The organism is Clavibacter quasicaliforniensis (assembly GCF_051201715.1).
Lineage (GTDB): Bacteria > Actinomycetota > Actinomycetes > Actinomycetales > Microbacteriaceae > Clavibacter > Clavibacter seminis.
In genome coordinates this window covers 1795064-1819735 of record NZ_CP139624.1, presented here as the reverse complement: position 1 = coordinate 1819735, position 24672 = coordinate 1795064, and the positions used below count along the sequence as shown (strand labels likewise).

General features: G+C 71.8%; 19 protein-coding genes. 9 read left to right on the top strand and 10 right to left on the bottom strand.

Features of this window, described 5'->3' with window-relative positions; genetic code table 11:
• Positions 1 to 39: 39 nt before the first annotated feature.
• Entirely contained in the window at positions 40 to 333 is a 294-nt protein-coding gene (locus NL142_RS08720) for a DUF4193 domain-containing protein (RefSeq protein WP_012038342.1), read from the bottom strand.
• A 325-nt stretch (positions 334 to 658) separates the two neighbouring features.
• Here NL142_RS08720 and sepH point away from each other — a divergent pair, with 325 nt between their 5' ends.
• Positions 659 to 1849 (top strand): septation protein SepH, encoded by a 1191-nt coding sequence (gene sepH, locus NL142_RS08715; RefSeq protein WP_435078853.1) that lies wholly within the window; start codon positions 659 to 661, stop codon positions 1847 to 1849.
• Positions 1850 to 1904: 55 nt separating this feature from the next.
• On the opposite strand, the gene NL142_RS08710 is transcribed toward sepH, so the two are convergent.
• Positions 1905 to 3044, bottom strand: coding sequence for an alkaline phosphatase family protein (locus NL142_RS08710; protein ID WP_435078851.1), 1140 nt, complete (start codon positions 3042 to 3044; stop codon positions 1905 to 1907).
• Between the two features lie 84 nt (positions 3045 to 3128).
• Here NL142_RS08710 and NL142_RS08705 point away from each other — a divergent pair, with 84 nt between their 5' ends.
• Positions 3129 to 5675, top strand: a complete 2547-nt coding sequence (locus tag NL142_RS08705) for a DNA gyrase/topoisomerase IV subunit A (protein WP_435078849.1) — start codon at positions 3129 to 3131, stop codon at positions 5673 to 5675.
• A gap of 81 nt (positions 5676 to 5756) precedes the next feature.
• On the opposite strand, the gene NL142_RS08700 is transcribed toward NL142_RS08705, so the two are convergent.
• On the bottom strand, positions 5757 to 7835 hold the full coding sequence (locus tag NL142_RS08700) for a DNA gyrase/topoisomerase IV subunit B (protein WP_194682541.1): 2079 nt from the start codon (positions 7833 to 7835) through the stop codon (positions 5757 to 5759).
• A gap of 212 nt (positions 7836 to 8047) precedes the next feature.
• Between NL142_RS08700 and NL142_RS08695 the strand changes: the two genes are divergently transcribed.
• Entirely contained in the window at positions 8048 to 8275 is a 228-nt protein-coding gene (locus NL142_RS08695) for a DUF7455 domain-containing protein (protein WP_012038337.1), read from the top strand.
• Positions 8276 to 8377: 102 nt separating this feature from the next.
• Here the strand turns inward: NL142_RS08695 and NL142_RS08690 are convergent, their stop codons facing one another.
• The 5 genes from NL142_RS08690 to NL142_RS08670 all read right to left on the bottom strand — a co-directional run bounded on the left by NL142_RS08690 (position 8378) and on the right by NL142_RS08670 (position 14448).
• A complete protein-coding gene (locus NL142_RS08690) occupies positions 8378 to 9112 on the bottom strand; it encodes a type 1 glutamine amidotransferase (RefSeq protein ID WP_435078845.1) in 735 nt (244 codons plus the stop codon).
• Positions 9109 to 10389 (bottom strand): MurT ligase domain-containing protein, encoded by a 1281-nt coding sequence (locus tag NL142_RS08685; RefSeq protein ID WP_435078843.1) that lies wholly within the window; start codon positions 10387 to 10389, stop codon positions 9109 to 9111. The genes NL142_RS08690 and NL142_RS08685 overlap by 4 nt, the downstream gene beginning before the upstream one ends.
• A gap of 3 nt (positions 10390 to 10392) precedes the next feature.
• On the bottom strand, positions 10393 to 11880 hold the full coding sequence (locus tag NL142_RS08680) for an RNA polymerase sigma factor (RefSeq protein WP_435078841.1): 1488 nt from the start codon (positions 11878 to 11880) through the stop codon (positions 10393 to 10395).
• Between the two features lie 249 nt (positions 11881 to 12129).
• Positions 12130 to 13452, bottom strand: a complete 1323-nt coding sequence (locus NL142_RS08675) for an MFS transporter (protein WP_435078839.1) — start codon at positions 13450 to 13452, stop codon at positions 12130 to 12132.
• A gap of 75 nt (positions 13453 to 13527) precedes the next feature.
• Positions 13528 to 14448, bottom strand: a complete 921-nt coding sequence (locus NL142_RS08670) for a proteasome assembly chaperone family protein (protein WP_194682546.1) — start codon at positions 14446 to 14448, stop codon at positions 13528 to 13530.
• Between the two features lie 169 nt (positions 14449 to 14617).
• Here NL142_RS08670 and NL142_RS08665 point away from each other — a divergent pair, with 169 nt between their 5' ends.
• From NL142_RS08665 to sucB, 3 genes are all read left to right on the top strand, one after another.
• Positions 14618 to 16126: a leucyl aminopeptidase gene (locus NL142_RS08665; RefSeq protein ID WP_194682547.1), complete on the top strand. Its 1509-nt coding sequence runs from the start codon at positions 14618 to 14620 to the stop codon at positions 16124 to 16126.
• Positions 16127 to 16217: 91 nt separating this feature from the next.
• A complete protein-coding gene (gene lpdA, locus NL142_RS08660) occupies positions 16218 to 17591 on the top strand; it encodes a dihydrolipoyl dehydrogenase (RefSeq protein ID WP_086503668.1) in 1374 nt (457 codons plus the stop codon).
• Positions 17592 to 17651: 60 nt separating this feature from the next.
• Positions 17652 to 19103 carry a 2-oxoglutarate dehydrogenase, E2 component, dihydrolipoamide succinyltransferase gene (gene sucB, locus NL142_RS08655; protein WP_435078836.1) on the top strand — a complete coding sequence of 484 codons (1452 nt, stop codon included), beginning with the start codon at positions 17652 to 17654 and terminating at the stop codon, positions 19101 to 19103.
• A 26-nt stretch (positions 19104 to 19129) separates the two neighbouring features.
• On the opposite strand, the gene NL142_RS08650 is transcribed toward sucB, so the two are convergent.
• Positions 19130 to 20614, bottom strand: coding sequence for a protein kinase domain-containing protein (locus NL142_RS08650; protein ID WP_435078834.1), 1485 nt, complete (start codon positions 20612 to 20614; stop codon positions 19130 to 19132).
• A 416-nt stretch (positions 20615 to 21030) separates the two neighbouring features.
• Between NL142_RS08650 and NL142_RS08645 the strand changes: the two genes are divergently transcribed.
• Together NL142_RS08645 and NL142_RS08640 are read left to right on the top strand one after the other, a co-directional pair.
• Positions 21031 to 21741 carry a DUF4191 domain-containing protein gene (locus NL142_RS08645; RefSeq protein ID WP_012038327.1) on the top strand — a complete coding sequence of 237 codons (711 nt, stop codon included), beginning with the start codon at positions 21031 to 21033 and terminating at the stop codon, positions 21739 to 21741.
• A 54-nt stretch (positions 21742 to 21795) separates the two neighbouring features.
• A complete protein-coding gene (locus NL142_RS08640) occupies positions 21796 to 22521 on the top strand; it encodes a J domain-containing protein (protein WP_194682550.1) in 726 nt (241 codons plus the stop codon).
• Between the two features lie 25 nt (positions 22522 to 22546).
• Here NL142_RS08640 and NL142_RS08635 read toward each other — a convergent pair whose 3' ends face one another.
• Positions 22547 to 22975: an RDD family protein gene (locus NL142_RS08635; protein WP_435078831.1), complete on the bottom strand. Its 429-nt coding sequence runs from the start codon at positions 22973 to 22975 to the stop codon at positions 22547 to 22549.
• A gap of 193 nt (positions 22976 to 23168) precedes the next feature.
• Here NL142_RS08635 and glnA point away from each other — a divergent pair, with 193 nt between their 5' ends.
• Entirely contained in the window at positions 23169 to 24593 is a 1425-nt protein-coding gene (gene glnA, locus NL142_RS08630; protein ID WP_012298985.1) for a type I glutamate--ammonia ligase, read from the top strand.
• The last annotated feature ends 79 nt before the right edge of the window (positions 24594 to 24672 follow it).

The window sequence follows — 24672 nt, the reverse complement described above, 5'->3', positions numbered from 1 at the left end:
GGCGCGAGGCCTCCGAGGGGGCCATCGCCCGGCGTCGCTCTAGGCGGCGCACTCCTGGCAGATGGGTCCGAGCTTCTCCTGGTGGTCGATCTGCGAGCGGTGCTTCACGAGGAAGCAGCTCACGCAGGTGAACTCGTCCGCCTGGGGCGGGAGCACCACCGTCTCGAGCTCGAGGTCGGAGAGGTCCGCTCCGGCGAGGTCGAAGCTCCCGGGGTTGTCGGCATCGTCGACGTCCACGACCCCGGACATGCGGTCCGGGACGCGCTCCTTCAGAGCCTCGATCGAGTCGGAGTCGTCCTCCGTCTTGCGCGGGGCGTCGTAATCAGTTGCCATTCCTGTCCACTTCTCGAATAACCGCCGAACGGAATCGGCGGGCACAGTTTGCATGAATCGCATCCGGATAGCAAACCGTCCTGAGGCCCCTGTCGGGGCTCCTGATCGGCGGTTTGGATGCGGGGAGCCGGCCCGTCATCGGGCCGCGGATGCGGACTCACACGGTACACCGTTCGCGCACGAACAACCTGCGCTCGGGGCCCGCGATCTCGCCTTCCGGCGCTCTCGTCGGACCCAAGTCGCGGCGCGCCACGCGTATTCCCCGGAAGAGGGGCCGAGTCGTGCGATCGTGAATCGTCCAGTGAGCGCGAGAGGCGTGGAACCCATGCAGGATCTGAAAATCGTCGGAGTCGAGGACGGCGCCCTCGTCGTCGAGGCCGCAGGCGGTGAGCGGCACCGTCTCGTGATGGACGACTCCTTCCGCTCCGCGCTGCGCCGCCAGTCCGCCGACGGCGGTGCGACGCGCAAGGCCGCGCCGCGCATCATCCAGTCCTTCATCCGCCAGGGCATGAGCGCCGAGGACGTCGCGCGGGAGACCGGCGCGTCCGTGGAGTACGTGCGCAAGTTCGAGGGGCCCGTCGTCGCCGAGCGCGAGCACGTCGTGCGCAGCGCGATGAAGGTGCCCGTCCACACCGCCATCGAGGTCGACCCGATGGGCCAGGGCACGCTGTTCGGGCAGGTCATCGAGGAGCGCCTCGAGTCGCTCGGCGCGCAGGATGTGCGCTGGAGCAGCTGGAAGGAGCAGCTCGGCGGCTGGGTCGTGAAGGTCGCGTTCACGAGCGAGGAGATCGAGCACGACGCGCGCTGGTCCTACGACGCCAAGAAGCACGCGCTCTCCCCCGCCAACAACGAGGCGATCACGCTCTCGCAGCAGGGCGAGATCCGCGGCGCCCTCATCCCCCGGCTCCGGGCTCTGCCGCCCGAGGCCGTGGACACGCACGACGAGGCCGGCGTCACGCGCTTCGACAGCGGGGCGTTCCGCCTGCCCGAGCCGACAGCGTCCAGCACGCAGGACACCGCTCCCCAGCCGTGGGAGACGCCGCGCCGCGACGAGGGCGCGTCCGTCTCGCACCTCGGGCGGCAGGGCAACCACCCCGCCGGCAGCCAGCAGCCGGCGCGCGTCGCGCAGGTCGAGCTGAACGAGACCGCCGACCTGCTCGAGGCCCTCCGCCGCCGCCGGGGCGAGCGCGAGTCCGTGCCGCGCGAGGACGAGGGCGACGACCAGGCCGATGACGCTCCCGCTCCCGTCGCCCGGCGCGACGAGCCGCTGTCCCGCCCGCGCGGCGGTCAGCGCTCCGTGCCGCCGCTGCGGTCCGCGGTGATCCCTGGCATCGGCCGCGTCGACACGGGCCGCGACCGCCCGCGCGACGATGCCGAGGACGAGGGCCTGCGCACGCCCGGCACCGGCGAGGGTCGCGGATCCGGGAAGCCGTCCGGCCGACGCGGGCGGACGGCGATGCCGAGCTGGGACGAGATCGTGTTCGGCGCGCGCAGCGACGACGACCACCTGGCCTGATCCCGCCCGTCGTCCGACGGGTCGCCCTGCAGGCGGCCCGCGATCGTCGGGTGTGTCAGCCGCGGGCGAAGGCTCCGGCGCGGACGAGGGGCACCAGCCGCTCCTCGTCGGAGAACGATCCGTGCTGCCCGATCATGCGACGGGCGCCCTGGTCCCGCGGCCGGCCGTCGTAGTACGCGATGAGCGAGCGCGTCGCGACTACGACGTCGCCGATTCGCGCTGCCACCTCGTCCCGGACCGGCCCGTACCAGTCGGCGGCGATCGCCTCGGCGCGCGTCGCGACATGGGCGCGCGACCCCTCCGAGGCGCGCCAGGCGTCGGCGAGGGCGTCGGCATCCGCGCCCGGCTCCAGGTGGAGGTGCAGGCAGCGCGGCTCCCCCGCCACGTGACGCACGCCCGCGACCAGCTCCGGCACGCGGTCGAACAGCACCTGGGATCCGGAGGGCACGTCGACGATGCCGTGGTCGGCCGTGATCAGGGCTCCCTCCCGGGGGCCGAGCCCGTCGAGGAAGGGACCCGCCGCCTGGTCGAGCTCCTCCAGGCCGCGGAGCCAGCGATCCGACTCCCAGCCGTGCGAGTGGGCGGCCTGGTCGAGCTCGGGCACGTAGAGGTAGACGAGCGCGCGCGGCTCCCTGTCCATGAGCGCTCGCGTGGTCGCGAAGCGATCCGCGATCGACTCGGCCGCGACGTAGGTCGCCCCGCGCAGCGCCGCCCGCGAGAAGCCCGACCCGGCGTAGCGGGCGGATCCGACCACGTACGCGGGGATGCCCGCGGCGACCGCCCGCTCGAACGCGGTCGGGACGGGCTGCCACTCCTCGGGCACGCTGCGGACGTCCCATCCGGACAGCAGCTTGAGGACGCGGTCGTGCGCGGGATCGAGCGCGCTGTACCCGACGAGACCGTGCTCGCCCGCGCGCGCGCCGGTGGTGAGCGACGTGATGCTGGCCGCCGTCGTGGTGGGGAACCCCACGTCCACGACGTCCTTCTTCCGCCAGCCCTGCACCAGGTGGCGGGCGTGCCCGGCCCGGGCGCGGAGGGCGGCGGAGCCGAGCCCGTCCACGAGGACGACCACGGCACGGTCGACGGGCGGGAGGCCAGCTTCGGACTCCTCCCCCGCGAGGGCGGCGAGGCAGCCGGGCATGACCGCGGTGAGGCTCATCCGGCTGGATCCGGGCGCCGGTAGCATGGGGGCCATCCGGCCCAGTCTGCCACAGCAGACCGGCGCGCATCCGCGTCACGACGCCGATCGACGCAGCGCCGACCCCGACCCAGAGAGTCCATGAGTCCCTCCACCACGAACACCACGCCCGACGAGCCCGCCGAGCGGATCGAGGACGTCGACGTCTCCACCGAGATGGAGAACTCGTTCCTCGAGTACGCGTACTCGGTCATCTACTCCCGCGCCCTGCCCGACGCGCGCGACGGCCTCAAGCCCGTGCAGCGCCGGATCCTGTACCAGATGAGCGAGATGGGCCTCCGCCCCGACCGAGGCCACGTGAAGTCGGCCCGCGTCACGGGCGAGGTGATGGGCAAGCTCCACCCTCACGGCGACTCCGCCATCTACGACGCGATGGTGCGCATGGCGCAGTCGTTCACGCTGCGGGTGCCGCTCATCGACGGGCACGGCAACTTCGGATCGCTCGACGACGGTCCGGCCGCCCCCCGCTACACGGAGGCCAGGCTCGCCGCGTCCGCGCTCGCGATGGTCGAGGGCCTCGACGAGGACGTCGTCGACTTCGTCCCGAACTACGACAACGCGTTCATGCAGCCGGCCGTCCTCCCCGCGGCGTTCCCGAACCTGCTGGTCAACGGCGCGAGCGGCATCGCGGTCGGCATGGCGACGAACATGGTGCCGCACAACCTGATCGAGGTCGTGGGCGCCGCGCGCCATCTCATCGACCACCCGGACGCCAGCCTGGACGACCTCATGGCCTTCGTGCCGGGGCCGGACCTCCCCACGGGCGGCACGATCATCGGCCTGTCGGGTGTCAAGGACGCGTACCTCACCGGCCGCGGCAGCTTCAAGACCCGTGCGCGCGTCTCCGTCGAGAGCCTCACGCCGCGGAAGTCGGGGCTCGTCGTCACCGAGCTGCCGTACCTGGTCGGCCCCGAGAAGGTCATCGAGAAGATCAAGGACGGCGTCCAGAACAAGAAGCTGTCGGGCATCACCAACGTCACCGACCTGACCGACCGGACGCACGGGCTGCGGCTCGTGATCGAGATCAAGACGGGGTTCAACCCCGAGGCCGTGCTCGAGCAGCTCTACCGCTACACGCCGCTCGAGGACGGCTTCAGCATCAACAACGTCGCGCTCGTCGACGGCAGCCCGCAGACGCTCGGGCTGAAGGAGCTGCTGCAGGTCTACGTGGCGCACCGGCTCGAGGTGGTCACGCGCCGCACGCGCTACCGGCTCGCCCGCCGGCAGGAGCGGCTGCACCTCGTGCTCGGGCTGCTGATCGCCATCCTCGACATCGACGAGGTGATCCAGGTCATCCGCGGCAGCGACGACACCGAGCAGGCGCGCGCCCGCCTCATGGACGTGTTCGACCTGTCGACGCTGCAGGCCGACTACATCCTGGAGCTCCGCCTCCGTCGGCTCACGCGGTTCAGCCGCATCGAGCTCGAGGAGGAGCGGGACAGGCTCCAGGCCGAGATCGCCGAGCTCGAGGCGATCCTCGCCGATCCCCGCCGGCTCCGGGCCCTCGTCTCGACCGAGCTGCAGGAGGTCGCCGACCGCTTCGGCACGCCGCGCCGCACCCTGCTCACCGAGGCCGCGCCGAGCGTCGCCGGGGCATCGAGCCGCCGTGCCGCGCCCGTCCTCGAGATCGCGGACGTGCCCTGCCGGGTGCTGCTGTCGACGACCGGGCGCGCGGTCCGCGTCGACCTGCCGACGGACGCGCCGGGCACGCCCCTGCAGACCGTCCGCCGCAGCTCCCACGACGCCGTCCTCACGGCGATCGAGACCACGAGCCGCACGCGCATCGGCGCGATCACGAACACCGGCCGGCTCATCACCATGACGCCCGTCGACCTCCCCGTGGTCCCGGTCGCGAGCGTGCAGCTGGGCGCCGGCGTCCGGATCCGCGACTACCTCGGGCTCACCGACAGGAAGGAGCGCGTCGTCGCGCTCGTGGCGCTCGGCACCGACGAGGCCATCGCCCTCGGCACGCGCCAGGGCGTCGTCAAGCGCATCGCCCCGTCGGCCCTGCCCGCGAAGCCCGAGTTCGAGGTCATCGCGCTGAAGAAGGGCGACGAGGTCGTCGGCGCGCGGCAGGGCGCGGAGACGGACGAGCTCGTCTTCGTCACCAGCGAGGCGCAGCTGCTGCACTTCCCCGCGGTGTCCGTGCGGCCGCAGGGCGTGCAGGCGGGGGGCGTCGCGGGCGTCAACCTCGGCGCGGGCGCGCGCGTGCTGTTCTTCTCGTCCGTCGCGCCCGAGGGTGCCCAGGTCGTCACGATCTCGGCGTCGTCCGCCACCATCGCGGGCGTGGATCCCGGCCGCGCCAAGGTCTCCGCGTTCGGCGACTTCCCGCGGAAGGGACGCGCCACGGGCGGGGTCCGCGCGCACGCGTACCTGAAGGGCGAGGACCACCTCGCCCTCGCCTGGGTCGGCCCCGGGCCCGCCCTCGCGGTCGGGGCGGCCGGCGAGGTCAGGCAGCTGCCGCCCACGGGCATGAAGCGCGACGGCTCGGGCATCCCGCTCGAGAAGGCGATCGGGAGCGTCGGCCAGGCGGTCACCCCGGCCGAGGCGCCGGATGCGGCGTCCGGCGCGGCCGCGGGCATCGTCGAGCCGTCGGCCGAGGACGGCTCGGCTCCGCTCGAGACGTAGGCGCATCGGCGCCACCTACGCGGACGGCCGCGGACCCGTGGGGTCCGCGGCCGTCCGCGCATCCGGCACGCAGCCGGTGGATCACACGTCGATGCGGTCCCGCACGGATCCGGCGCCGTCGATGATGAACTCCTTGCGGGGTGCGACGTCGTTGCCCATCAGCAGCTCGAACATGCGCGTGGCGGCCTCGGCGTCGTCGACGCGCACGCGGCGGAGCGTGCGGTTGCGGCGGTCCATGGTGGTCGTCGCGAGCTGGTCGGCGTCCATCTCCCCCAGGCCCTTGTAGCGCTGGATCGGGTCCTGGTAGCGCTTGCCCTGCCGCTTCGCCTGCGCGAGGACCGCGGCGAGCTCCCGCTCCGAGTACGTGTAGATGACGTCGTTCGGCTTCGCCCCCGGGTTCATGACCACCACGCGGTGCAGCGGCGGCACGGCGGCGAAGACCCGGCCCTCGTCGATCATCGGCCGCATGTAGCGGAAGAAGAGCGTGAGCAGCAGCGTGCGGATGTGGGCGCCGTCGACGTCGGCGTCGCTCATGATGATGATCTTCCCGTAGCGCGCCGCCGACAGGTCGAACGTGCGGCCGGATCCCGCACCCAGCACCTGGATGATCGAGGCGCACTCCGTGTTGGAGAGCATGTCGGGCAGCGACGCCTTCTGCACGTTGAGGATCTTGCCGCGGATGGGCAGCAGCGCCTGGTACTCGCTGTCGCGCGCGAGCTTCGCGGTGCCGAGGGCGGAGTCGCCCTCCACGATGAACAGCTCGCTGTTGGCGACGTCGTTCGACCGGCAGTCCACGAGCTTCGCGGGCAGCGACGAGCTCTCCAGGGCGTTCTTCCGCCGCTGCGTCTCCTTGTGCGTGCGCGCCGAGATGCGCGACTTCATCTCGCCGACGACCTTCTCGAGGAGCACGGCGGTCTGCGCCTTGTCCTCGCGCCGGGTCGACGCGAACCGCTCCGTCATGGCCTTCTGCACGACCTGCGACACGATGGCGCGGACGGCCGGCGTGCCCAGCACCTCCTTGGTCTGGCCCTCGAACTGCGGCTCGGGGAAGCGGACCGTGAGCACCGCCGTGAGGCCGGCGAGCACGTCGTCCTTCTCGAGCTTGTCGGTGCCGACCTTGAGCTTGCGCGCGTTGGCCTCGACCTGCGCGCGCACGAACTTGAGCAGGCCCGCCTCGAAGCCGGCCTGGTGCGTGCCGCCCTTGGGCGTCGCGATGATGTTGACGAACGACTTGAAGCGGGTGTCGTACCCCGTGCCCCAGCGGAGCGCGATGTCGACGGCGCACTCGCGCGTGAGCTCCGTCGGCACCATGGCGCCGCCGTCGGTGAGGACGGGCACGGTCTCGGTGAACGTGCCGGATCCCTCCAGCCGCCAGGTGTCCGTCAGCGGCGCGTCGACGGCCAGGTGGTCCACGAACTCGGCGATGCCGCCGTCGAAGCGGAAGGACTCGCGCACGGGCTGCTCGCCGCGGAGGTCCTCGATGTCGATGCTCAGCCCGGGGACGAGGAACGCGGTCTGCCGCGCGCGGCCGAGGAGCTCCTCCGTGAGGAAGGACGCGCCGCGGGTGAAGATCTGCCGGTCGGCCCAGTAGCGGATCCGCGTGCCGGTGACGCCCTTGCGCACCTTGCCGACGACCCGCAGCTCGCTCCCGGACGTGAAGGGGCGGAACGGCGCGTCGGGGCTCGCCTCGCCCTGGTCCTCGAAGATGCCCGGCTCGCCGCGCCGGAACGACATGGCGTACGTCTTGCCGCCGCGGTCCACCTCGACGTCGAGGCGCTCCGACAGCGCGTTCACGACGGACGCGCCCACGCCGTGCAGGCCGCCCGATGACGCGTAGGAGCCGGATCCGAACTTGCCGCCCGCGTGCAGCTTGGTGAAGACGACCTCGACGCCGGAGAGCCCGGTCTTCGGCTCGATGTCGACCGGCACGCCGCGTGCGGTGTCGCGCACCTCGACGCTGCCGTCCGGGTGGAGCCGCACGTCGATGCGGTCGCCGTGCCCGCCGAGCGCCTCGTCGACGCTGTTGTCGATGATCTCCCAGAGGCAGTGCATGAGGCCGCGCGAGTCGGTGGATCCGATGTACATGCCGGGCCGCTTGCGCACCGCCTCGAGGCCCTCGAGGACGGAGAGATGGCGGGCGGAATAATCGGATGCTGCCACGTGCTGTCCTCCATGTACGTCCGGCATTCGCCGGACGCGAGCCGCATCGATCTTAACCGCCGCCCGCCGCCTCCCCCTCCGAATCGCCGTCTCCCGCACCGCGCCCTACGCGCAGAGCGAAACAGGCGGCCGCGGTCGGGTCGACTGCCGGGAGCTCGTGGTCTACTTGATCCATTCGGCTCGACCAGACCCGACCCGGAGGGGAGCATCACATGACACCGACCGCGACCGAGCGTCCCGTGGACGAGCTCGACAACCACCAGCTCACCGCCAACGACCGCTGCGACAGCTGCGGAGCCCAGGCGTACATCCGCGTCGAGGTGAACAGCAGCGAGCTCCTCTTCTGCGCCCACCACGGCAAGAAGTACCAGGAGAAGCTGTCGGCCATCGCCACGAGCTGGCACGACGAGTCGAGCCGCCTGCTCGACGAGCGCGCCTAGGACGACCAGCGCCGATCACATCGGCGGACGACGAAGGGCGCATCCCCGCGGGGATGCGCCCTTCGTCATGTGCGGATGCGGCCGCCTGACGGCCGCGACGAGTCAGTAGTGCGCCGGCCGGGCCATCACGGTGGACCGCGCCTCGCGCGCCCAGGCGTCCAGCCGGTCGAGCGTCCCCGAGATGTCGGCGGGCAGCTCGCGGCCATGCCGCGCGAGGGCTGCGGACAGCAGCTCGTCCGCGAGGCGCGGGTTGAGCGCGAGGACGGGTCCGCCGAGGTGGGTGCCGATGGCGGCCCCGACGCGCACGCCCTCCGGGCCGCCCTGGCCGCCGTTCCCGAAGCCCGCGCGCACCATGCCGAGCGGAGCGTGCGCGCCGATGTCGAGCGTGGATCCGTGGTTCTCGTATCCGACGACCTCGCCCTCTGGCGTGTCGAGCACGAGGTCGCCGACGCGTCGCTCGGCCGTGAGCGTGGTGCGCACGGGCAGGACGCCGGCGCCGACGAGCTCGCCGCCGTCGACGAGCCGCACGGACTCCCCCAGGAGCTGCAGTCCTCCGCCCACCGCGAGGAGCGGGACGCCGGCCTCCTGGAGCGCGACGAGATGCGGGGCGTGCGCGACGAGGTCGGGCAGGACGGCGCGCTGCGCAGTGAGCGGCCCGGAGCCGATGACCACGAGGTCGGCGTCGCCCGGGTCCCCGCCGCCCGGGGAGTGCCGGACGACCTCCGTGCTGATCCCGCGGATGCGCGCGCGCTCGACGAGCACGGTCACGTTGCCGCGGTCGCCGTTGATGCCGAGCTCCTCGGGGTAGAGGTGAAGGATGCGCAGGGCGTCGCTCACGCGGGTCCTCCCTCGAGGTCCGTGTACCCGAGGATGCGGCGGATCGCCATCATCTGCTCGTAGTTGACGATCATGGTCTTGACACCGCGGGACGGCTTCTCCATCGCGAGGAACGCCTGCACGGCGCGGCGCAGGTCGGGCTCGACGCGGCCGACCTCCAGGCCCTCGTATCCGAAGCGCACTGCCAGCTGGTAGCCCTTCGTGCCGGAGACGACGTCGGCGTGCGTGAGCGCGGAGAGGTCGGTGTCGTAGATCCAGGAGGGGTCGGGCGTGCCGTCGTCGACGGCGAGCAGCACCTGCTCGGGGGGATCGTCGAGCGCGTCGAGGTTCATCTGCAGGCTCGCCGGGTTCTTCATCATGATGATCTCGATGTCCTCGTCGCCCGCGCGCAGCATCTCGCCGCGACCGTAGACGGCGGCCACGGATCCCAGCCCCTCGGCCGCGCGAGCGGGGTCGAAGCGGTCGCCGAGGACGCGCCGGGCCGTCGCGAGCGCGCCCGCGGCGTCGACGGCGTAGTGCAGGCCGCGCGACGGGAGCGTCACGGGGAGGTCGCCGGACGACAGGCGGAAGACCGCATCGCGACCCGAGAGCGACACGGCCTCGACTCCGGCCGCGACGTGCACCGGGTCGGGATCCTCGGAGCCGAACCGCGGGGCGGACGCCAGGCCGTGCTTGCTGTCGACCAGGAGCTCCTCGGAGACGCCGAACCAGTCGACGTCGGCCCGGCCGGCGCGCGCGGTGTGCGCGGCGATGGCGTTGACGTGCGCGTCGTCCCGGTTGGCGACCACGGCCTCGGTCGCCGTGGCGGCGATCCGCTCGAGCATGCCCACCACGCGGTCCGGCTCGTGGAAGCGGTTGAGCTGGTCGATCTGGATGTTGAGGAGGAGCACCGTGCGCGGCGTCAGCAGCGCGGAGAGCGCGACGCCGTAGGCCTCGTCGATCTCGAGCACGGCGACGTCGGCATCCAGTCGACCGGACGCGTCGGCGTCCGCGAGCACCGCGGAGGCGATCCCCTGGGGCAGGTTGCCGCCGGACGGGTTCGTGAAGACGCGGAGCCCATGCGCGCGGAGCACGGCGGTGAGCATGTGGGTCGTCGTCGACTTGCCGTTGGAGCCGGTGACGGCGACCACCCCGTGCGGCAGGTCGGCGATCGTGCGCTCGAGGAAGCGCGGCTCGAGGCGGAGGGCGACGACGCCGGGCACGGCGGAACCGCCGCCACGGAGACGGGCGGCCCAGCGGGCGGCCCGTCCCGCGGCGACGGCGAGGCGCAGCGGCACGGCCTACTCGAGGTAGTCGCGCAGCGACTGCGAGCGCGACGGGTGGCGGAGCTTGGCCATGGTCTTCGACTCGATCTGGCGGATCCGCTCGCGCGTGACGCCGAACGTGTCGCCGATCTGGTCGAGCGTCTTCGGCATGCCGTCGCCGAGGCCGAAGCGCATGCGGATCACGCCGGCCTCGCGCTCCGACAGCGAGTCGAGCAGCGACTCCAGCTGCTTCTGCAGCATCGTGAAGCCCACGGCGTCCGCGGGGACGACCGCCTCGGTGTCCTCGATGAGGTCGCCGAACTCGCTGTCGCCGTCCTCGCCCAGGGGCGTGTGCAGGGAGATCGGCTCGCGCCCGTACTTCTGGACCTCGATGACCTTCTCGGGCGTCATGTCGAGCTCGCGCGACAGCTCCTCGGGCGTGGGCTCGCGGCCCAGGTCCTGCAGCATCTGACGCTGGACGCGTGCGAGCTTGTTGATGACCTCGACCATGTGCACCGGGATGCGGATGGTGCGCGCCTGGTCGGCCATGGCGCGCGTGATGGCCTGGCGGATCCACCACGTGGCGTACGTCGAGAACTTGAAGCCCTTGGTGTAGTCGAACTTCTCGACCGCGCGGATGAGGCCGAGGTTGCCCTCCTGGATGAGATCGAGGAACTGCATGCCACGACCCGTGTAGCGCTTGGCGAGGCTCACCACGAGGCGCAGGTTCGCGCCCAGCAGGTGGCTCTTCGCGCGCTGGCCGTCGCGCGCGACCCAGCGCAGCTCGCGCTCCAGCTCGCGTGAGATGCCGGGCGTGTTCGCCAGCTTGTCCTCGGCGAAGAGCCCCGCCTCGATGCGCATGGCGAGCTCGACCTCCTCGGCGGCGTTGAGCAGCGCGACCTTGCCGATCTGCTTGAGGTAGTCCTTGACGGGATCCGCCGTGGCACCGGTGATGGTCGTCGAGTAGACGGGGACGTCCTCGTCCTCCTCCTTGTTCGACAGCACCATGGCGCCGGTGGGGAGCGGCTCGAGCACGACGGGCGGCTTGGCGGCGCCGTCCTCGACGGCCTCGTCATCCGTGTCGTCCTCGGCGACGGGGACCACGACCTCCTCGGCGTCGTCGTCGGACGCCTCTCCGGAGCCCTGGGCCGCCGTCTTCTTCGCTGCGGTCTTGCGCGGTGCCTTCGCCGGTGCGGCGTCACCCGACGCGGCGGCGGCCTTCTTCGCGGCGGCGGCCTTCGCCCGCGCGGTGGGAGCCTTGGCGGGCGCCGCGGGAGCGTCGGCGGAGACCGCCTCGTCGGCCTCGACTGCTGCTGCCTCGGCTGCCGCAGCCTTCGCGGCGGCGGCCTTCGTCGGGGCCTTCGCCGCCGTCGCCGTCTTGGCAGCGGGTGCCTTCGCGGCCGCGGTCTTGCGGGCGGGGGCGCGCTTCGCGGGTGCCTTCGCCTCACCCGTCGCGGCGTCGTCGGCCGTGCCGGTCGCGGATGCCGCGTCCAGGGTGGCGGACGGGGTGGAGGGGGTGGCCATGCGAACACCTTTCGTCCCCACGACGACCGGTCGCGCGCTCCGCGATGCTGCTGCGGGGTGAGCTGCCGGAGGTGGGTCGGGGTTGTTTTCGGACATTGCTAGGACCCATGTCAAGTCCGCTGCTCGTGCGCCACCGAGATGACGCCACCACCGAGGTGATGCGAGATGCAGGACATGAACGGGTCCGTACCTGATTATTGCACGGATGCGCGCGTGGACGAGCCAATGAGGTCCGTGTGCGGGCCGGCGTCACGCGCGGCGTCGGCGCCGCCTGTCGAGGTAGGCAACCCACAGCGGCCCCACCCGTATTCCCTCGTCGGCCAGCAGGCGTCGCGTCCGGCGCCTGGTCCGCAGCAGCATCAGCGTCCCGAAGCCGACCACGATGTACTGCACGGCGAAGGCGACCCGGAAGGAGTCGAACGCGTACAGGTCGCTCGGCGCTCCGCCCGCGACCCGGATCCCGTCCTGCACGTCGAGCGCGATGCCGATGAGCAGCATCATCGTGAAGCTTGCGGTGAATCCCGCGACGTTCACGATCCCGGACGCGGCGCCGAGGCTGCGGGGCGGGTTGAACGTGCGCGCGAAGTCCAGCCCGACCTGGGAGCCGGGCCCGCCGATCCCGATGGCCACGACCACGAGCACCACGACCGCGAGCGGCGGCACGCCCGGCCAGAGGAGCAGCACCGCCCAGGCCGCGCCCATCATCGCGACGAGGCCGAGGACGAGGTTGGAGCGCCGGAACGGGAAGCGCCCGGTGAGGATCCCGATCACGGGCCCCACGACCATCCCCGAGGCCACGATCACGATGAGGAGCCCGGATGCGAGCGCGGGGCCGTACCCCAGGCCGTCGACGAGGAACGGGAATCCCCAGAGCAGGCTGAAGACCGCGCCGGACGACTGGGTGACGAAGTGCGACCAGAAGCCGAGCTGCGTGCCCGGCCGACGCAGGCTCCGGCCGAGCTCCCGCATCGAGTCGCCCCACGGGACGCGAGGGGGCGGTGCCTCCCCGGTCGGCCGGTCGCGCGCTGCCGCGACGACCGCGACGAAGGCCACGACGGCGACGGACGCCGAGCCGAGGAACGCGGGCGTCCACCCCGCCGTGTGCAGCACGAGCGAGAGCGGGATCGCCGACAGCACCTGCCCGAGCTGGCCCACGTTGGCGAACCACTGCGACAGGACCGGGACGCGCGGTCCGGAGAACCAGGAGTTGATGAGGCGGAGGCCCGACACGAAGGTCATGGCGTCCCCGGCACCGACCAGCATGCGTCCCAGGATCGCGACCTCGAGCGAGGTGGCGAGCGCCAGCGTGACCTGCCCGGCCACCATCAGCAGCGCGCCGGTCGCGAGCAGCGCGCGCGGGCCGATCCGGTCGATCAGCACGCCTACGGGGACCTGCAGCGTCGCGTACACCACGAGCTGCGTGACCGCGAGCGTGGAGAGCAGCGACGCCGAGACGTGGAATCGGTCCCCCGCCTCGACGGACGCGATGCCGAGCGAGCCGCGCTGCAGCACCGAGGAGAGGTACGCCACCATGGCGACGCCGAGGACGAGGCGGGCGCGACGGGTGCTCATCGGGACGAGGATACCGACGGCGTGGAGTCCCCGCGGCCGCTCGAGGGGGCCCGCTCGCGGATCAGCCCGAGGGCGTCAGGCCGCGTCGCCGTCGCCGGGGCGACGGCGTGCCAGGAACTTCTCCAGCTCGGCGGCGATCTCGTCGGCGGTCGGCAAGGCGCCGTCCTCGTCCGTGAGCGGCGACTTGAGCGGCGTGTCCTCCATGTAGCTGTCGTAGCGCTCCTCGAGCGTCGTGACGAGGCGGGCCAGCTCCTGGTTGCCCGCCACCTGCTCGTCGATGCGGCCCACGAAGTCGCGGCCCTCCTCGCGGAGGCGGTCGGTCGGGAAGATGAGGCCCGTCGCCGCGCTGATGCTCTCCAGGGCGGCGACCGCGGCGAGGGGGAACTCGGTGTCCGCGAGGTAGTGCGGGACCAGGAGCACGAAGCCCGCCACGGGATGGCCGGCGTCGTGCAGGCGGTGCTCCACCAGGTGCAGCGCGTTCGCCGGCACCTGGGTGTGCGGCTTCCACACGCTGAGCGCGTCGATGAGCTCGGTGCGGTTCCCGCTCACGGTGACGTTGATGTCGCGCGTGTGCGGCACCGGCATGGGGATGGCGTGCACCCACGTCGTCGTGGAGACGCGGTACCGGTCGACGATGCCGAGGACGGCCGCGGTGAAGGCCTCCCACCGGAAGTCCGGCTCGAAGCCCGTGAGGAGGAGGAACGGCTGCCCGATCTCGTCGTTCGCGAGGTACAGCGCCAGCCGGGCCGGACGGTAGTCGGCGAGGTGGTCCTGGTCGAAGTAGATGGTGGGTCGGCGCGCGCGGTAGTCGAGCAGGGTGTCCGTGTCGAAGCGCAGGACGTCGCGGTGGCTCAGGGTGCTCAGCAGGTACTCGCTGACCTGGGAGACTCCGGATCCCGCGTCGGAGAAGCCGGTGAGCCCGGCGACCAGGGGCAGTCCGGTCGGGACCTCGCCGATGTCGGTGTCGATCTCGTACAGTCCGTCCGCATCTGCCATGGATCCACTCTAAGCCGCGCCTCCGACGGCCCCTCCCCGTCGGCGACCGCACCGTGCCGCCGAGAGCGAACACGGTCGCCGACGACGCCCGGCCGCGCAGATCCGAGCGGATCCCAGGACCCCGCGCTCCGGGCTGCGGCGCATGCGCACGTCGGTAGGCTCGTCGCCCATGACCCTCCCCCTTCTCTCCGTGTCCTCCGACCGTGCCGTCGACGTGGAGGCGGACGCGCTCGTCGTCGCCGTCTCCAGCGAGAAGGAGGGGATCCGGGTGCATGCGCCCGAGGGCCTCGAGTTCGACGCGGACGGCCTGTCCGACATCGGCGTCACCGGCGGCCGCGACGAGGTCGTCCGCGTCGCCGGGACGGGTACGGCCGCCCGCGCAATCGCGTTCGTGGGCGTGGGATCCGGGCCCGTGGACGCGGTCGCGCTCCGCTACGCCGTCGGCAGCGCGACCCGCCAGCTGCGCGGCGTCGCCCACGTCGCCGTGGCCGTCCCCGTGTCCTCGCTCGTCGAGCTGACCGCCGTGCTCGAGGGCGCGGCCCTCGGGACCTACTCCTTCGACGCGTACCGCCGGGACTCGCTCGCGGGCCAGAAGCCGCGGGCCACCGCCGTCACGGTGCTCGCGCAGGGCGACTCCTGGACCGCCGATGACGCCGACGAGGCTGTCGCGCGTGCCACCGCGGTCGCCGGCGCGGTGGCGGGCACCAAGGACCTCGTCAACACCCCGCCGCTCGACCTCTATCCCGCGACGTTCGTCGACGCGGTCCACGAGCGCACGGCCGGGCTCCCCGTTGACGTCCGGGTCTGGGACGAGGAGGCGCTCGCGGCCGACGGCTTCGGCGGCATCCTCGGCGTGGGCCAGGGTTCGACGCGCCCGCCCCGCCTCGTGAAGGTCTCCTACTCCCCCGCGGGCGCCACGCGCCACCTGGCGCTCGTCGGCAAGGGCATCACCTACGACACCGGCGGCATCTCGCTCAAGCCCGCCGTGCCGATGATCGGCATGAAGTACGACATGACCGGCGCCGCCACGATCCTCGAGGTCGTCGTGGCGGCGGCACGGCTCGAGCTGCCCGTGCGCCTCACCGCGTGGCTCTGCATCGCCGAGAACATGCCCTCGGGCTCCGCGATCCGCCCGGACGACGTCCTGCGCATGCGCGGGGGCACGACCGTCGAGGTCCTCAACACCGACGCCGAGGGCCGGCTCGTCATGGCGGACGGCATCGTCGCCGCGAGCGAGGAGCACCCGGACGCCATCGTCGACATCGCGACGCTGACGGGCGCGCAGGTCGTCGCGCTCGGCGAGCGGTACTCCGCCGTCATGGGCGAGGACGCGCTCGTCGCCCGCCTCCTCGACGCCGCCCGCGAGCAGGGCGAGAGCATGTGGGGCATGCCGCTCCCGGAGGAGATGCGCGCGCTCCTCAACTCCGACATCGCGGACATCGCCAACGTCAAGCCGGGCAACCCGGCGGGCGGCATGCTCGTCGCGGGCGTGTTCCTCAAGGAGTTCGTCGGCCGGACCGGCGACGCGGACGACGCTCCGCGGATCCCGTGGGCGCACATCGACATCGCGGGGCCGTCGCACAACAAGGGCGGCGGTCACGGCTTCACGGGGAAGGGCCCGACCGGCGTCGCGGTCCGCACGCTCCTGGCCCTGGCCGCGGGTTTTTCACGCGCGTAGTAGGCTCGGAGAGGCCTCCTGAGGGGGTCCCGCGCCTGCCCGGTCGGGCGGTCGCATGAGACGACCTTGATGCATACGAGGGAGATCCTGGGTGTCGGAACAGAACTTTGACGTGGTGGTGCTCGGAGGCGGGAGCGGTGGCTATGCAGCCGCCCTCCGTGCGGTGCAGCTGGGCAAGACCGTGGGCCTCGTGGAGAAGGGCAAGCTGGGCGGCACGTGCCTGCACCGCGGCTGCATCCCCACGAAGGCGCTCCTGCACTCGGCCGAGGTCGCCGACGTCTCGCGGGAGTCGGAGAAGTACGGCGTCAACGTCACGTTCGACGGGGTCGACATCGCGCGTGTCAACGCGTACCGCGAGGCCATCGTCGCGAGCAAGTACAAGGGCCTCCAGGGGCTCATCAAGGCCCGCGGCATCACGGTCATCGAGGGCGAGGGCCGCCTGACCTCAGCCACGACCGTCCAGGTCGGCGATCAGACCGTCACCGGGAAGAGCATCGTCCTCGCGACGGGCTCCTACTCCCGGACGCTCCCCGGCCTCGAGATCGGCGGCCGTGTCATCACGAGCGAGCAGGCGCTCGAGCTCGACTACATCCCGAAGAAGGTCGCGATCCTGGGCGGCGGCGTCATCGGCGTCGAGTTCGCCTCCGTCTGGCGCTCCTTCGGCGTCGACGTGCAGATCATCGAGGCCCTCCCCCACCTCGTGCCCAACGAGGAGGAGTCGATCAGCAAGCAGTTCGAGCGGGCGTTCCGCAAGCGCGGCATCGCGTTCTCGCTCGGTGTGCGCTTCAAGTCGGTCACCCAAGACGACCAGGGCGTCCAGGTCGCCCTCGAGGACGGCACGACGTACGACGCCGACCTCCTGCTCGTGGCCGTGGGCCGAGGCCCGGCGACCCAGGGGCTCGGATTCGAGGAGGCGGGCGTGAAGACCGACCGCGGCTTCGTCCTGACGGACGAGCGGCTCCAGACCAGCGTCCCCGGCGTCTACGCAGTCGGCGACATCGTCCCCGGCCTGCAGCTCGCGCACCGCGGGTTCCAGCAGGGCATCTTCGTCGCCGAGGAGATCGCGGGCAACAAGCCCGTCGTCGTCGAGGACATCAACATCCCCAAGGTCACGTACTCCGACCCCGAGGTCGCGAGCGTCGGCTACAGCGAGGCCAAGGCCGCCGAGAAGTTCGGCGCAGACAAGGTCTCGAGCTACGAATACAACCTCGGCGGCAACGGCAAGAGCTCCATCCTCGGCACGGCCGGTTCCATCAAGGTCGTCCGCGTGCAGGATGGGCCCGTCGTCGGAATCCACATGATCGGCGCCCGTGTCGGCGAGCTCATCGGCGAGGGCCAGCTCATCGTGAACTGGGAGGCCTACCCCGAGGACGTCGCCAACCTGGTGCACGCCCACCCCACCCAGAACGAGGCGCTCGGCGAGGCGCACCTGGCTCTCGCCGGAACCCCTCTGCACGCCCTGTAGCACCCTGCCATCACCGACATACAAGCCGGGTCCGGAGTCGGGCCTGAAGGAGACAACCCCATGAGCGAATCCGTCAACCTCCCCGCACTCGGCGAGAGCGTCACCGAGGGCACGGTGACCCGTTGGCTCAAGAACGTCGGCGACCACGTCGAGGTCGACGAGCCCCTGCTCGAGGTGTCGACCGACAAGGTCGACACCGAGATCCCCTCGCCGGTCGCCGGCGTGATCGAGGAGATCCTCGTCCAGGAGGACGAGACCGTCGAGGTGGGCGCCGTGCTGGTGCGCATCGGCGACGGCTCCGGTGGGGGCGACGCTCCCGCGGAGGAGCCCGCGGCCGCAGCGGAGCCGGAGACGGCGTCCGAGGAGGCCGTCGAGGACACCGTGATCCCCTCCACCGAGGCGGACGACGAGGCCGAGGCGCCTGCTCCCGTAGAACCCGAGCCCGCTCCGGCCGCCCAGGAGGAGACCGCCGCTCCCGAGGCGACCCCCGCACCTGCTCCCGCCGCACCTGCTCCTGTCGCCGCGGCTCCGGCGCCCGCTCCTGCGGCTCCGACGGCTGCGGCGGCCGCGCCCGCCCCGGCTCCTGCGGCGTCCGGCAACGCGGGCTACGTCACCCCGCTGGTGCGCAAGCTCGCCAACGAGCGTGGGGTCGACATCAGCTCCGTGACCGGCACAGGCGTGGGAGGGCGCATCCGCAAGGAGGACGTGCTCGCTGCTGCAGAGGCCGCCGCGTCGAAGAGCGCCCCGACCGCCTCGGCTCCCGCGGCGCCCGCTGCCGCTCCGCTCGAGACGTCACCGCTCCGTGGCACGACCGCGAAGATGTCCCGCATGCGCAAGCTCATCGCCGACCGCGCTGTCGTCTCGATGCAGTCCACCGCGCAGCTCACCTCGGTGGTCGAGGTCGACGTCACGAAGGTGGCCCGCTTCCGCGACCGAGTGAAGGGCGACTTCCTCGAGAAGACGGGCGTCAAGCTCTCGTTCCTGCCCTTCTTCGCCCTCGCCGCCGCCGAGGCGCTCAAGGCGTACCCCGTCGTCAACGCGACGGTCGACGGCGACAGCATCGTGTACCCTGACCACGAGAACATCAGCATCGCGGTCGACACGGAGCGTGGCCTCCTGACCCCCGTCGTGAAGAACGCCGAGGGCAAGAACCTGGCGCAGTTCGCGTCGGAGATCGCCGACCTGGCCGCCCGCACGCGCGACAACAAGCTGTCGCCGGACGAGCTGGCCGGCGGGACCTTCACGCTGACCAACACCGGATCGCGCGGCGCGCTCTTCGACACCCCCGTGGTGTTCCTGCCGCAGTCCGCGATCCTCGGCACCGGCATCGTCACCAAGCGGCCCGTGATCATCACGGCGGATGGCCAGGACACGATCGCCATCCGATCCACCGTCTACCTGGCGCTGTCCTACGACCACCGCATCGTCGACGGGGCTGACGCATCCCGGTTCCTCGTCGCGGTGAAGAACCGCCTCGAGGCTGGTGCGTTCGACGCGGACCTCGGCATCTAGGTCTGACCCGGACCCGATGGCGACCGTCACCGGTCGTCCATCAGGTCCCTGATGCGCCATCCGGCCTCCCCCCTGACGATCAGGAGGGAGGCCGGTCGCCGTTCCGGTGCCGACGCGTCCGTGCGCGCCGCAGGCGTGTCCGATCCGGGACGCAGCTCGATGAGCGCGGTGTCACCGAGTCTCTGAGCCGGGCCGAGGGCATCCGCGACGCGGAGGGCGGCGTCGTCTGGGGCCTCGCTCCCACCGCCGGCGATGGTGCTCCGATCAGCGTCGTCCAGGGCGGAGCCGGCCTCGTCGACATCGCTCACGCAGGTGGCATCGGTGCGGTGCAGGCAGGCTGCCCTGAGGCGGAGGAGCGCAGGAGCGGCGATGTCCGGATCCGGGGATTCCGCAGCGTCGGCGTCCGACGCCGGTGACACGTCCCCGTCTGGCGTCGGCGCCACGTCCCCGTCGAAGCGGGCGTCCGCCGGCGCCGCGGTGCTCGGTGTGCTCGTGGGCACTGCCGTGGCTCCCCGGGCGGGTCCGGTGAGGAGGGGGACGGCGACGACGCCGGCGATCAGCAGCAGGAGCGCGGACGCTCCGAGCGCCCAGATGCGCGGGCGGACCGACGCGAGCTCGCTCCTCACCGAGGTGAGCCGTGCATCGACGGCGTCCGCCCACGGAGCGCGCGCCGCCCGATGCCGGCGATGAGCGCTCCGACGTGAGCGCGAGAAGGGCCGCGGCGCGCGACGGGGTCCCGTGACATGCGCAGCGTGGCCGCTGACGGGGCCGGAACGGACATCGAGGGACATCGCTCCCTGCGACAGGGCACGATCCGCGTCCTCCTCGTGGCGGGCTCCGCCGGCATCGGCCAGCGGTGCCGCATCCGCGACGTCGAGCAGTCGATCAGCGAGGTCGTGGGCGGTGAGGTCGGCCTCTCCGTGGATCGCTCCGTCGAGGAGCGCCAGCCATGCCTCCCACCTGTCAGTCGATGCTCGTCCGCGCGCGTCCCCGGGGTCGCGCAGCGCCTGCACGATGCGCGCGACCCGCCCCAGGTCCTGTTCGACGGGGTCGACGCCCCGAAGGCCCTCTTCGCCCACCTCTCCCGCGATGACGCGGGAGGACCCCAGCCCACCCAGCAGCGGACGGCCCGTGGCGTCGATGAGCACATGGGTCAGATCCACGGCCCCGTGCGCGACGCCCGCGTCGTGCAGGTCACCCAGGCCTCGGAGGACGGAGGCCACGAGGGTCACGATCTCCCCGGACGTGAGGCTGCCTCGCCGGCCGAGCAGGGCCGCAGCGGTGCCGCGGGTGCCGAGCGACTGCACGATGCACAGGCTGCCGTCGGAGAGCGTGGCGACGTCCCGCAGCTCGACGACGTGCTCGGAGGTGACGGCCTGCAGCGCGAGGATCTCCGCCTCTCCGCGGCTGCGTTCCGTCTGCGGCACGATCTTGACGGCGACGTTGTCCATCAGACCGCCCGTGGCATCCGCGGCGCGGCAGGGCCGTGCGAGGTGCACCTCGCAGCGCATGCCCTTACCGACGAGCCGGACGAGGCGATACCCGGCGACAGTGCTGCCGCTGGTCGCCGTGTCCGCGGCCCTGCCCCTCGTCCTCCGCGATGCGCGGGCGGTCGAGGCTCCCGGTCTGCCGTCGGCCGTCTCGCGGCGGGGACCGTCCACACGGCCTCGCTCCCTGGGCGGTCCGACATGCGGCTGAGCGCGTCCGTCTGGCATCGCGTCGCGTCCTCTCCTCGACCCTGCTCCATCAGCGTGAGTCGCCGAGGACCGGGTGCCCGTCCGGGAGTGTGCGGGCAGGCGGGCGGAGAGGGGCGACGAGCGCTGCTCCTGGGGATCTCGTCCGGTCCACGGGCCTGTGAGGGGCAGGACGAGGCGCGATCCCCCTCGGCCGTTCCGGCTGCCTCCCGCGCACCGGTATCCTGGGCACCATGGCCCGCAAGACAGCCTCTCCGAAGGCACCCAAGGAACCCGGCCGCATCAAGCAGATGTGGCAGGTCTTCCAGATGACCCGGCGTTACGACAAGAGCTCGGTCTGGTGGATGCTCCTGGCGCTGCTTGGCCCCATCGTCGTCGGCGTCCTGCTCGCGATCTTCGCGACGGGTGGCAACTGGCTCACCGCCATCCTCTTCGTCATCGCGGGCGTCTTCGCGGGGATCCTCGCCTTCCTCATCGTCCTCGGACGCAAGGCCGAGCGTGCGGCGTACCTGCAGATCAAGGGCCAGCCCGGTGCCGTCGGCGTGGTCCTGCGCAGCTCCCTGAAGCGCGGATGGGTCGGCAGCGAGATGCCGGTCGCCGTCAACGGCAAGTCCCAGGACGCCGTGTACCGCGCCGTCGGGCGCCCCGGCGTCGCCCTCATCGGCGAGGGCCCGAAGAGCCGCACCACGCGCATGCTCGAGGACGAGCGCCGCAAGATCGCCCGCGTGCTCCCCAACGTGCCCGTGCACTTCGTATTCGTCGGCCCCGATGCGGACTCCGTCGAGCTGCACAAGCTGGCCGGTCGCCTGCAGCGGTTCCCCCGCACCATCACCAAGGCGGAGGTCCTGGCAGTGAACAACCGCCTGACCTCGCTCGGGCAGAACAGCATGCCCATCCCCAAGGGCGTCGACCCGTTCAAGGTCCGCCCGTCCCGGGCACGCTGATCCTCGGGTCGCGGGTCGATTGCGCCGTCACCGTGCCCGGCGCAGACTGAGCCCATGGATCAGGCCTCCGCTGCGGCGCTGCTCGGCGTCGCGGCTGATGCGGACCGTGCGACCATCAGCCGCGCGTATGTCAGACGTGCTCGCGAGACCCACCCCGACCGCCTGGCCGGTGCCACGCCCCAGCAGCTGAAGGCCGCGCACGAGCGCTTCGTCCAGCTGACGCTGGCCCGGGATGCTCTGCTCCTCCGCCAGCGGACGGGCACTGGCTCCTCGGGACCCGCCGCTGGGCGCCGCGCGGAACCCCGCCGCGAGCCGGTGCGCTCGGACCCGCCCCGGTCGCAGCCGCAGGCAGAGCGCCTGTCGCCCTACGGACGCTCTCGACGCGAGCGGGCCCGCCGGGGTCTCGGGCCCTCGATCGCCGCGGTCTGCGCATTGGCCGGGGTGCTGGTCGTCGTGGTCAGCTTCCAGGACTCGACGCGCGCGCGGTTCACGACGGTCGGCGCGGACCTCACCCAGGGGGCGACCGTCGTGCCCGTCGACGATCCCGCGTCCCGCGCGAGCGAGTGCATCGACACGACGTCGTGCACGCTCCTCGACATGACCGCGCCGGAGGACTGCAGCGCCGCGCTCGTCCGCTTCGAGGTCACCACCGGGCGCTCCGACGACGGGCGGGAGACCGAGAGCCGCGAGCTCGGCGCCGTCCGCGCGGGCTCCCCCGCCAGGGTCGTGCTCGGCGGCGTCGACCCGGAGCTCGTGTACCTCGGGTGCGAGCCCGGCTGACGCTCCTCGCGACTTGGCGATGCGGTCAGGAGGTGCGCACCAGCACCGTGCCCGAGAACACGTCGTGGAGGCCCCGCTGGTCGGCGTTCCACACGACCGCGGGGAGGACCAGGCACAGCAGCACGGTGCGCAGGGCCGGCCGCCACAGCGACACGTATCCCCCGCCGAGAGGGCGCACGCGCATGCCCAGGACGACGTGGCCGACGCTCCCGCCGAGGGTGATGATCAGCACGTACTGCATCACCGCGAAGATCGCGAGCGTCGCCGTGGGGTCGTACGCGAAGAACGCCCAGGAGACCAGCACGGCGAGGGCCCAGTCGATGCAGATCCCCACGATGCGCCGACCCGCGCGGGCGACGGACCCGCGTCCGCGCTCCGGCAGCCCGAGGCGCTCCCCCGGCCAGCGGTTGCGGCCGGGATCGCCGAGGTCGGGGTTCGTGGGAGTCGCGGGCACCCTGCGATCCTAGGCGCGCGTGAGACGGATCCCCTGGTCGCGCCGACCTGGGAACGGTCGCCGACTCGCCCGGGACAGCCCGCGTAACATCGCGGAAACACGGCGGTTATGGCGAGGTAACCCCTTCCCCCTAGGGTCGGAGAGGCTGAAACCGTCAGTCTCATCCGCTCCGGCCCCCTTTTGGAGACACCACATGTTCAGAGACTCATCCGAGGTGCTCGCGTTCATCAAGGACACCGACGTCAAGTTCCTCGATATCCGGTTCACCGACCTGCCCGGGGTGCAGCAGCACTTCAACATCCCCGCATCCACCGTCGACGAGGAGTTCTTCTCCGTCGGCCAGCTGTTCGACGGCTCGTCCATCCGCGGCTTCGCGAGCATCCACGAGTCGGACATGCAGCTCATCCCGGACGTGACGACGGCGTACATCGACCCGTTCCGCATCGAGCGCACCCTCATCATGGTGTTCGACATCTACAACCCCCGCAACGGCGAGATCTACGCCCGCGACCCGCGCCAGGTGGCCAAGAAGGCCGAGAAGTTCCTCGCCGCGTCCGGGATCGCGGACACCGCGTTCTTCGCGCCCGAGGCCGAGTTCTACATCTTCGACGACGTCCGCTACGAGGTGAACCAGCACACGAGCTTCTACTCGGTCGACTCCGAGGAGGGCGCCTGGAACTCGGGACGTGAGGAGGAGGGCGGCAACCTGGGCAACAAGACGCCGTACAAGGGCGGCTACTTCCCCGTCAGCCCGGTCGACAAGCAGGCCGACCTCCGCGACGACATCAGCCTCAAGCTGATCGACGCCGGCCTCATCCTGGAGCGGGCGCACCACGAGGTGGGCACCGGTGGGCAGGCGGAGATCAACTACCGCTTCGACACGATGGTGCACGCGGCGGACGACATCCTGAAGTTCAAGTACATCGTCAAGAACACGGCCGAGCAGTGGGGCAAGACGGCCACGTTCATGCCGAAGCCGCTCTTCGGCGACAACGGCTCGGGCATGCACACGCACCAGTCGCTCTGGAACGACGGCAAGCCGCTGTTCTACGACGAGGCCGGCTACGGCGGTCTGTCGGATGTCGCGCGCTGGTACATCGGCGGCATCCTCAAGCACGCGCCCGCGATCCTGGCGTTCACGAACCCGACGGTGAACTCGTACCACCGCCTCGTGCCCGGCTTCGAGGCGCCCGTGAACCTGGTCTACTCGGCGGGCAACCGCTCGGCGTCGATCCGCATCCCGATCACGGGCACGAACCCGAAGGCGAAGCGCATCGAGTTCCGCGCGCCCGACGCGTCGAGCAACCCGTACCTCGCGTTCGCGGCGCAGCTCATGGCCGGCATCGACGGCATCAAGAACCGCATCGAGCCGCACGAGCCCGTCGACAAGGACCTCTACGAGCTCCCGCCCGAGGAGGCGAAGAACATCCCGCAGGTCCCCGCGTCGCTCGGCGCGGCGCTCGAGGCGCTCGAGGCCGACCACGAGTTCCTCACCGCGGGCAACGTGTTCACGCCCGACCTCATCGAGACGTGGATCGAGTACAAGCGCGAGATGGAGATCAAGCCCCTCGCGCAGCGCCCGCACCCGTTCGAGTTCGAGCTGTACTACGGCGTCTGATACCGCCGGAGCCCCACGGCGCGCATGACGCACGGGCCGCCCTCCTCCGGGAGGGCGGCCCGTCGTCGTCGGCGCCGAG

Coding starts and splice junctions, on each gene's coding strand:
- sepH (WP_435078853.1), top strand. CDS start 659: ATGCAGGATCTGAAAATCGTCGGAGTCGAGGACGGCGCCCTCGTCGTC.
- NL142_RS08670 (WP_194682546.1), bottom strand. CDS start 14,448: ATGGCAGATGCGGACGGACTGTACGAGATCGACACCGACATCGGCGAG.
- sucB (WP_435078836.1), top strand. CDS start 17,652: ATGAGCGAATCCGTCAACCTCCCCGCACTCGGCGAGAGCGTCACCGAG.
- NL142_RS08720 (WP_012038342.1), bottom strand. CDS start 333: ATGGCAACTGATTACGACGCCCCGCGCAAGACGGAGGACGACTCCGAC.
- NL142_RS08710 (WP_435078851.1), bottom strand. CDS start 3,044: ATGGCCCCCATGCTACCGGCGCCCGGATCCAGCCGGATGAGCCTCACC.
- glnA (WP_012298985.1), top strand. CDS start 23,169: ATGTTCAGAGACTCATCCGAGGTGCTCGCGTTCATCAAGGACACCGAC.
- NL142_RS08665 (WP_194682547.1), top strand. CDS start 14,618: ATGACCCTCCCCCTTCTCTCCGTGTCCTCCGACCGTGCCGTCGACGTG.
- NL142_RS08650 (WP_435078834.1), bottom strand. CDS start 20,614: ATGCGCTGCGAGGTGCACCTCGCACGGCCCTGCCGCGCCGCGGATGCC.
- NL142_RS08695 (WP_012038337.1), top strand. CDS start 8,048: ATGACACCGACCGCGACCGAGCGTCCCGTGGACGAGCTCGACAACCAC.
- NL142_RS08705 (WP_435078849.1), top strand. CDS start 3,129: ATGAGTCCCTCCACCACGAACACCACGCCCGACGAGCCCGCCGAGCGG.
- NL142_RS08640 (WP_194682550.1), top strand. CDS start 21,796: ATGGATCAGGCCTCCGCTGCGGCGCTGCTCGGCGTCGCGGCTGATGCG.
- NL142_RS08675 (WP_435078839.1), bottom strand. CDS start 13,452: ATGAGCACCCGTCGCGCCCGCCTCGTCCTCGGCGTCGCCATGGTGGCG.
- NL142_RS08645 (WP_012038327.1), top strand. CDS start 21,031: ATGGCCCGCAAGACAGCCTCTCCGAAGGCACCCAAGGAACCCGGCCGC.
- NL142_RS08680 (WP_435078841.1), bottom strand. CDS start 11,880: ATGGCCACCCCCTCCACCCCGTCCGCCACCCTGGACGCGGCATCCGCG.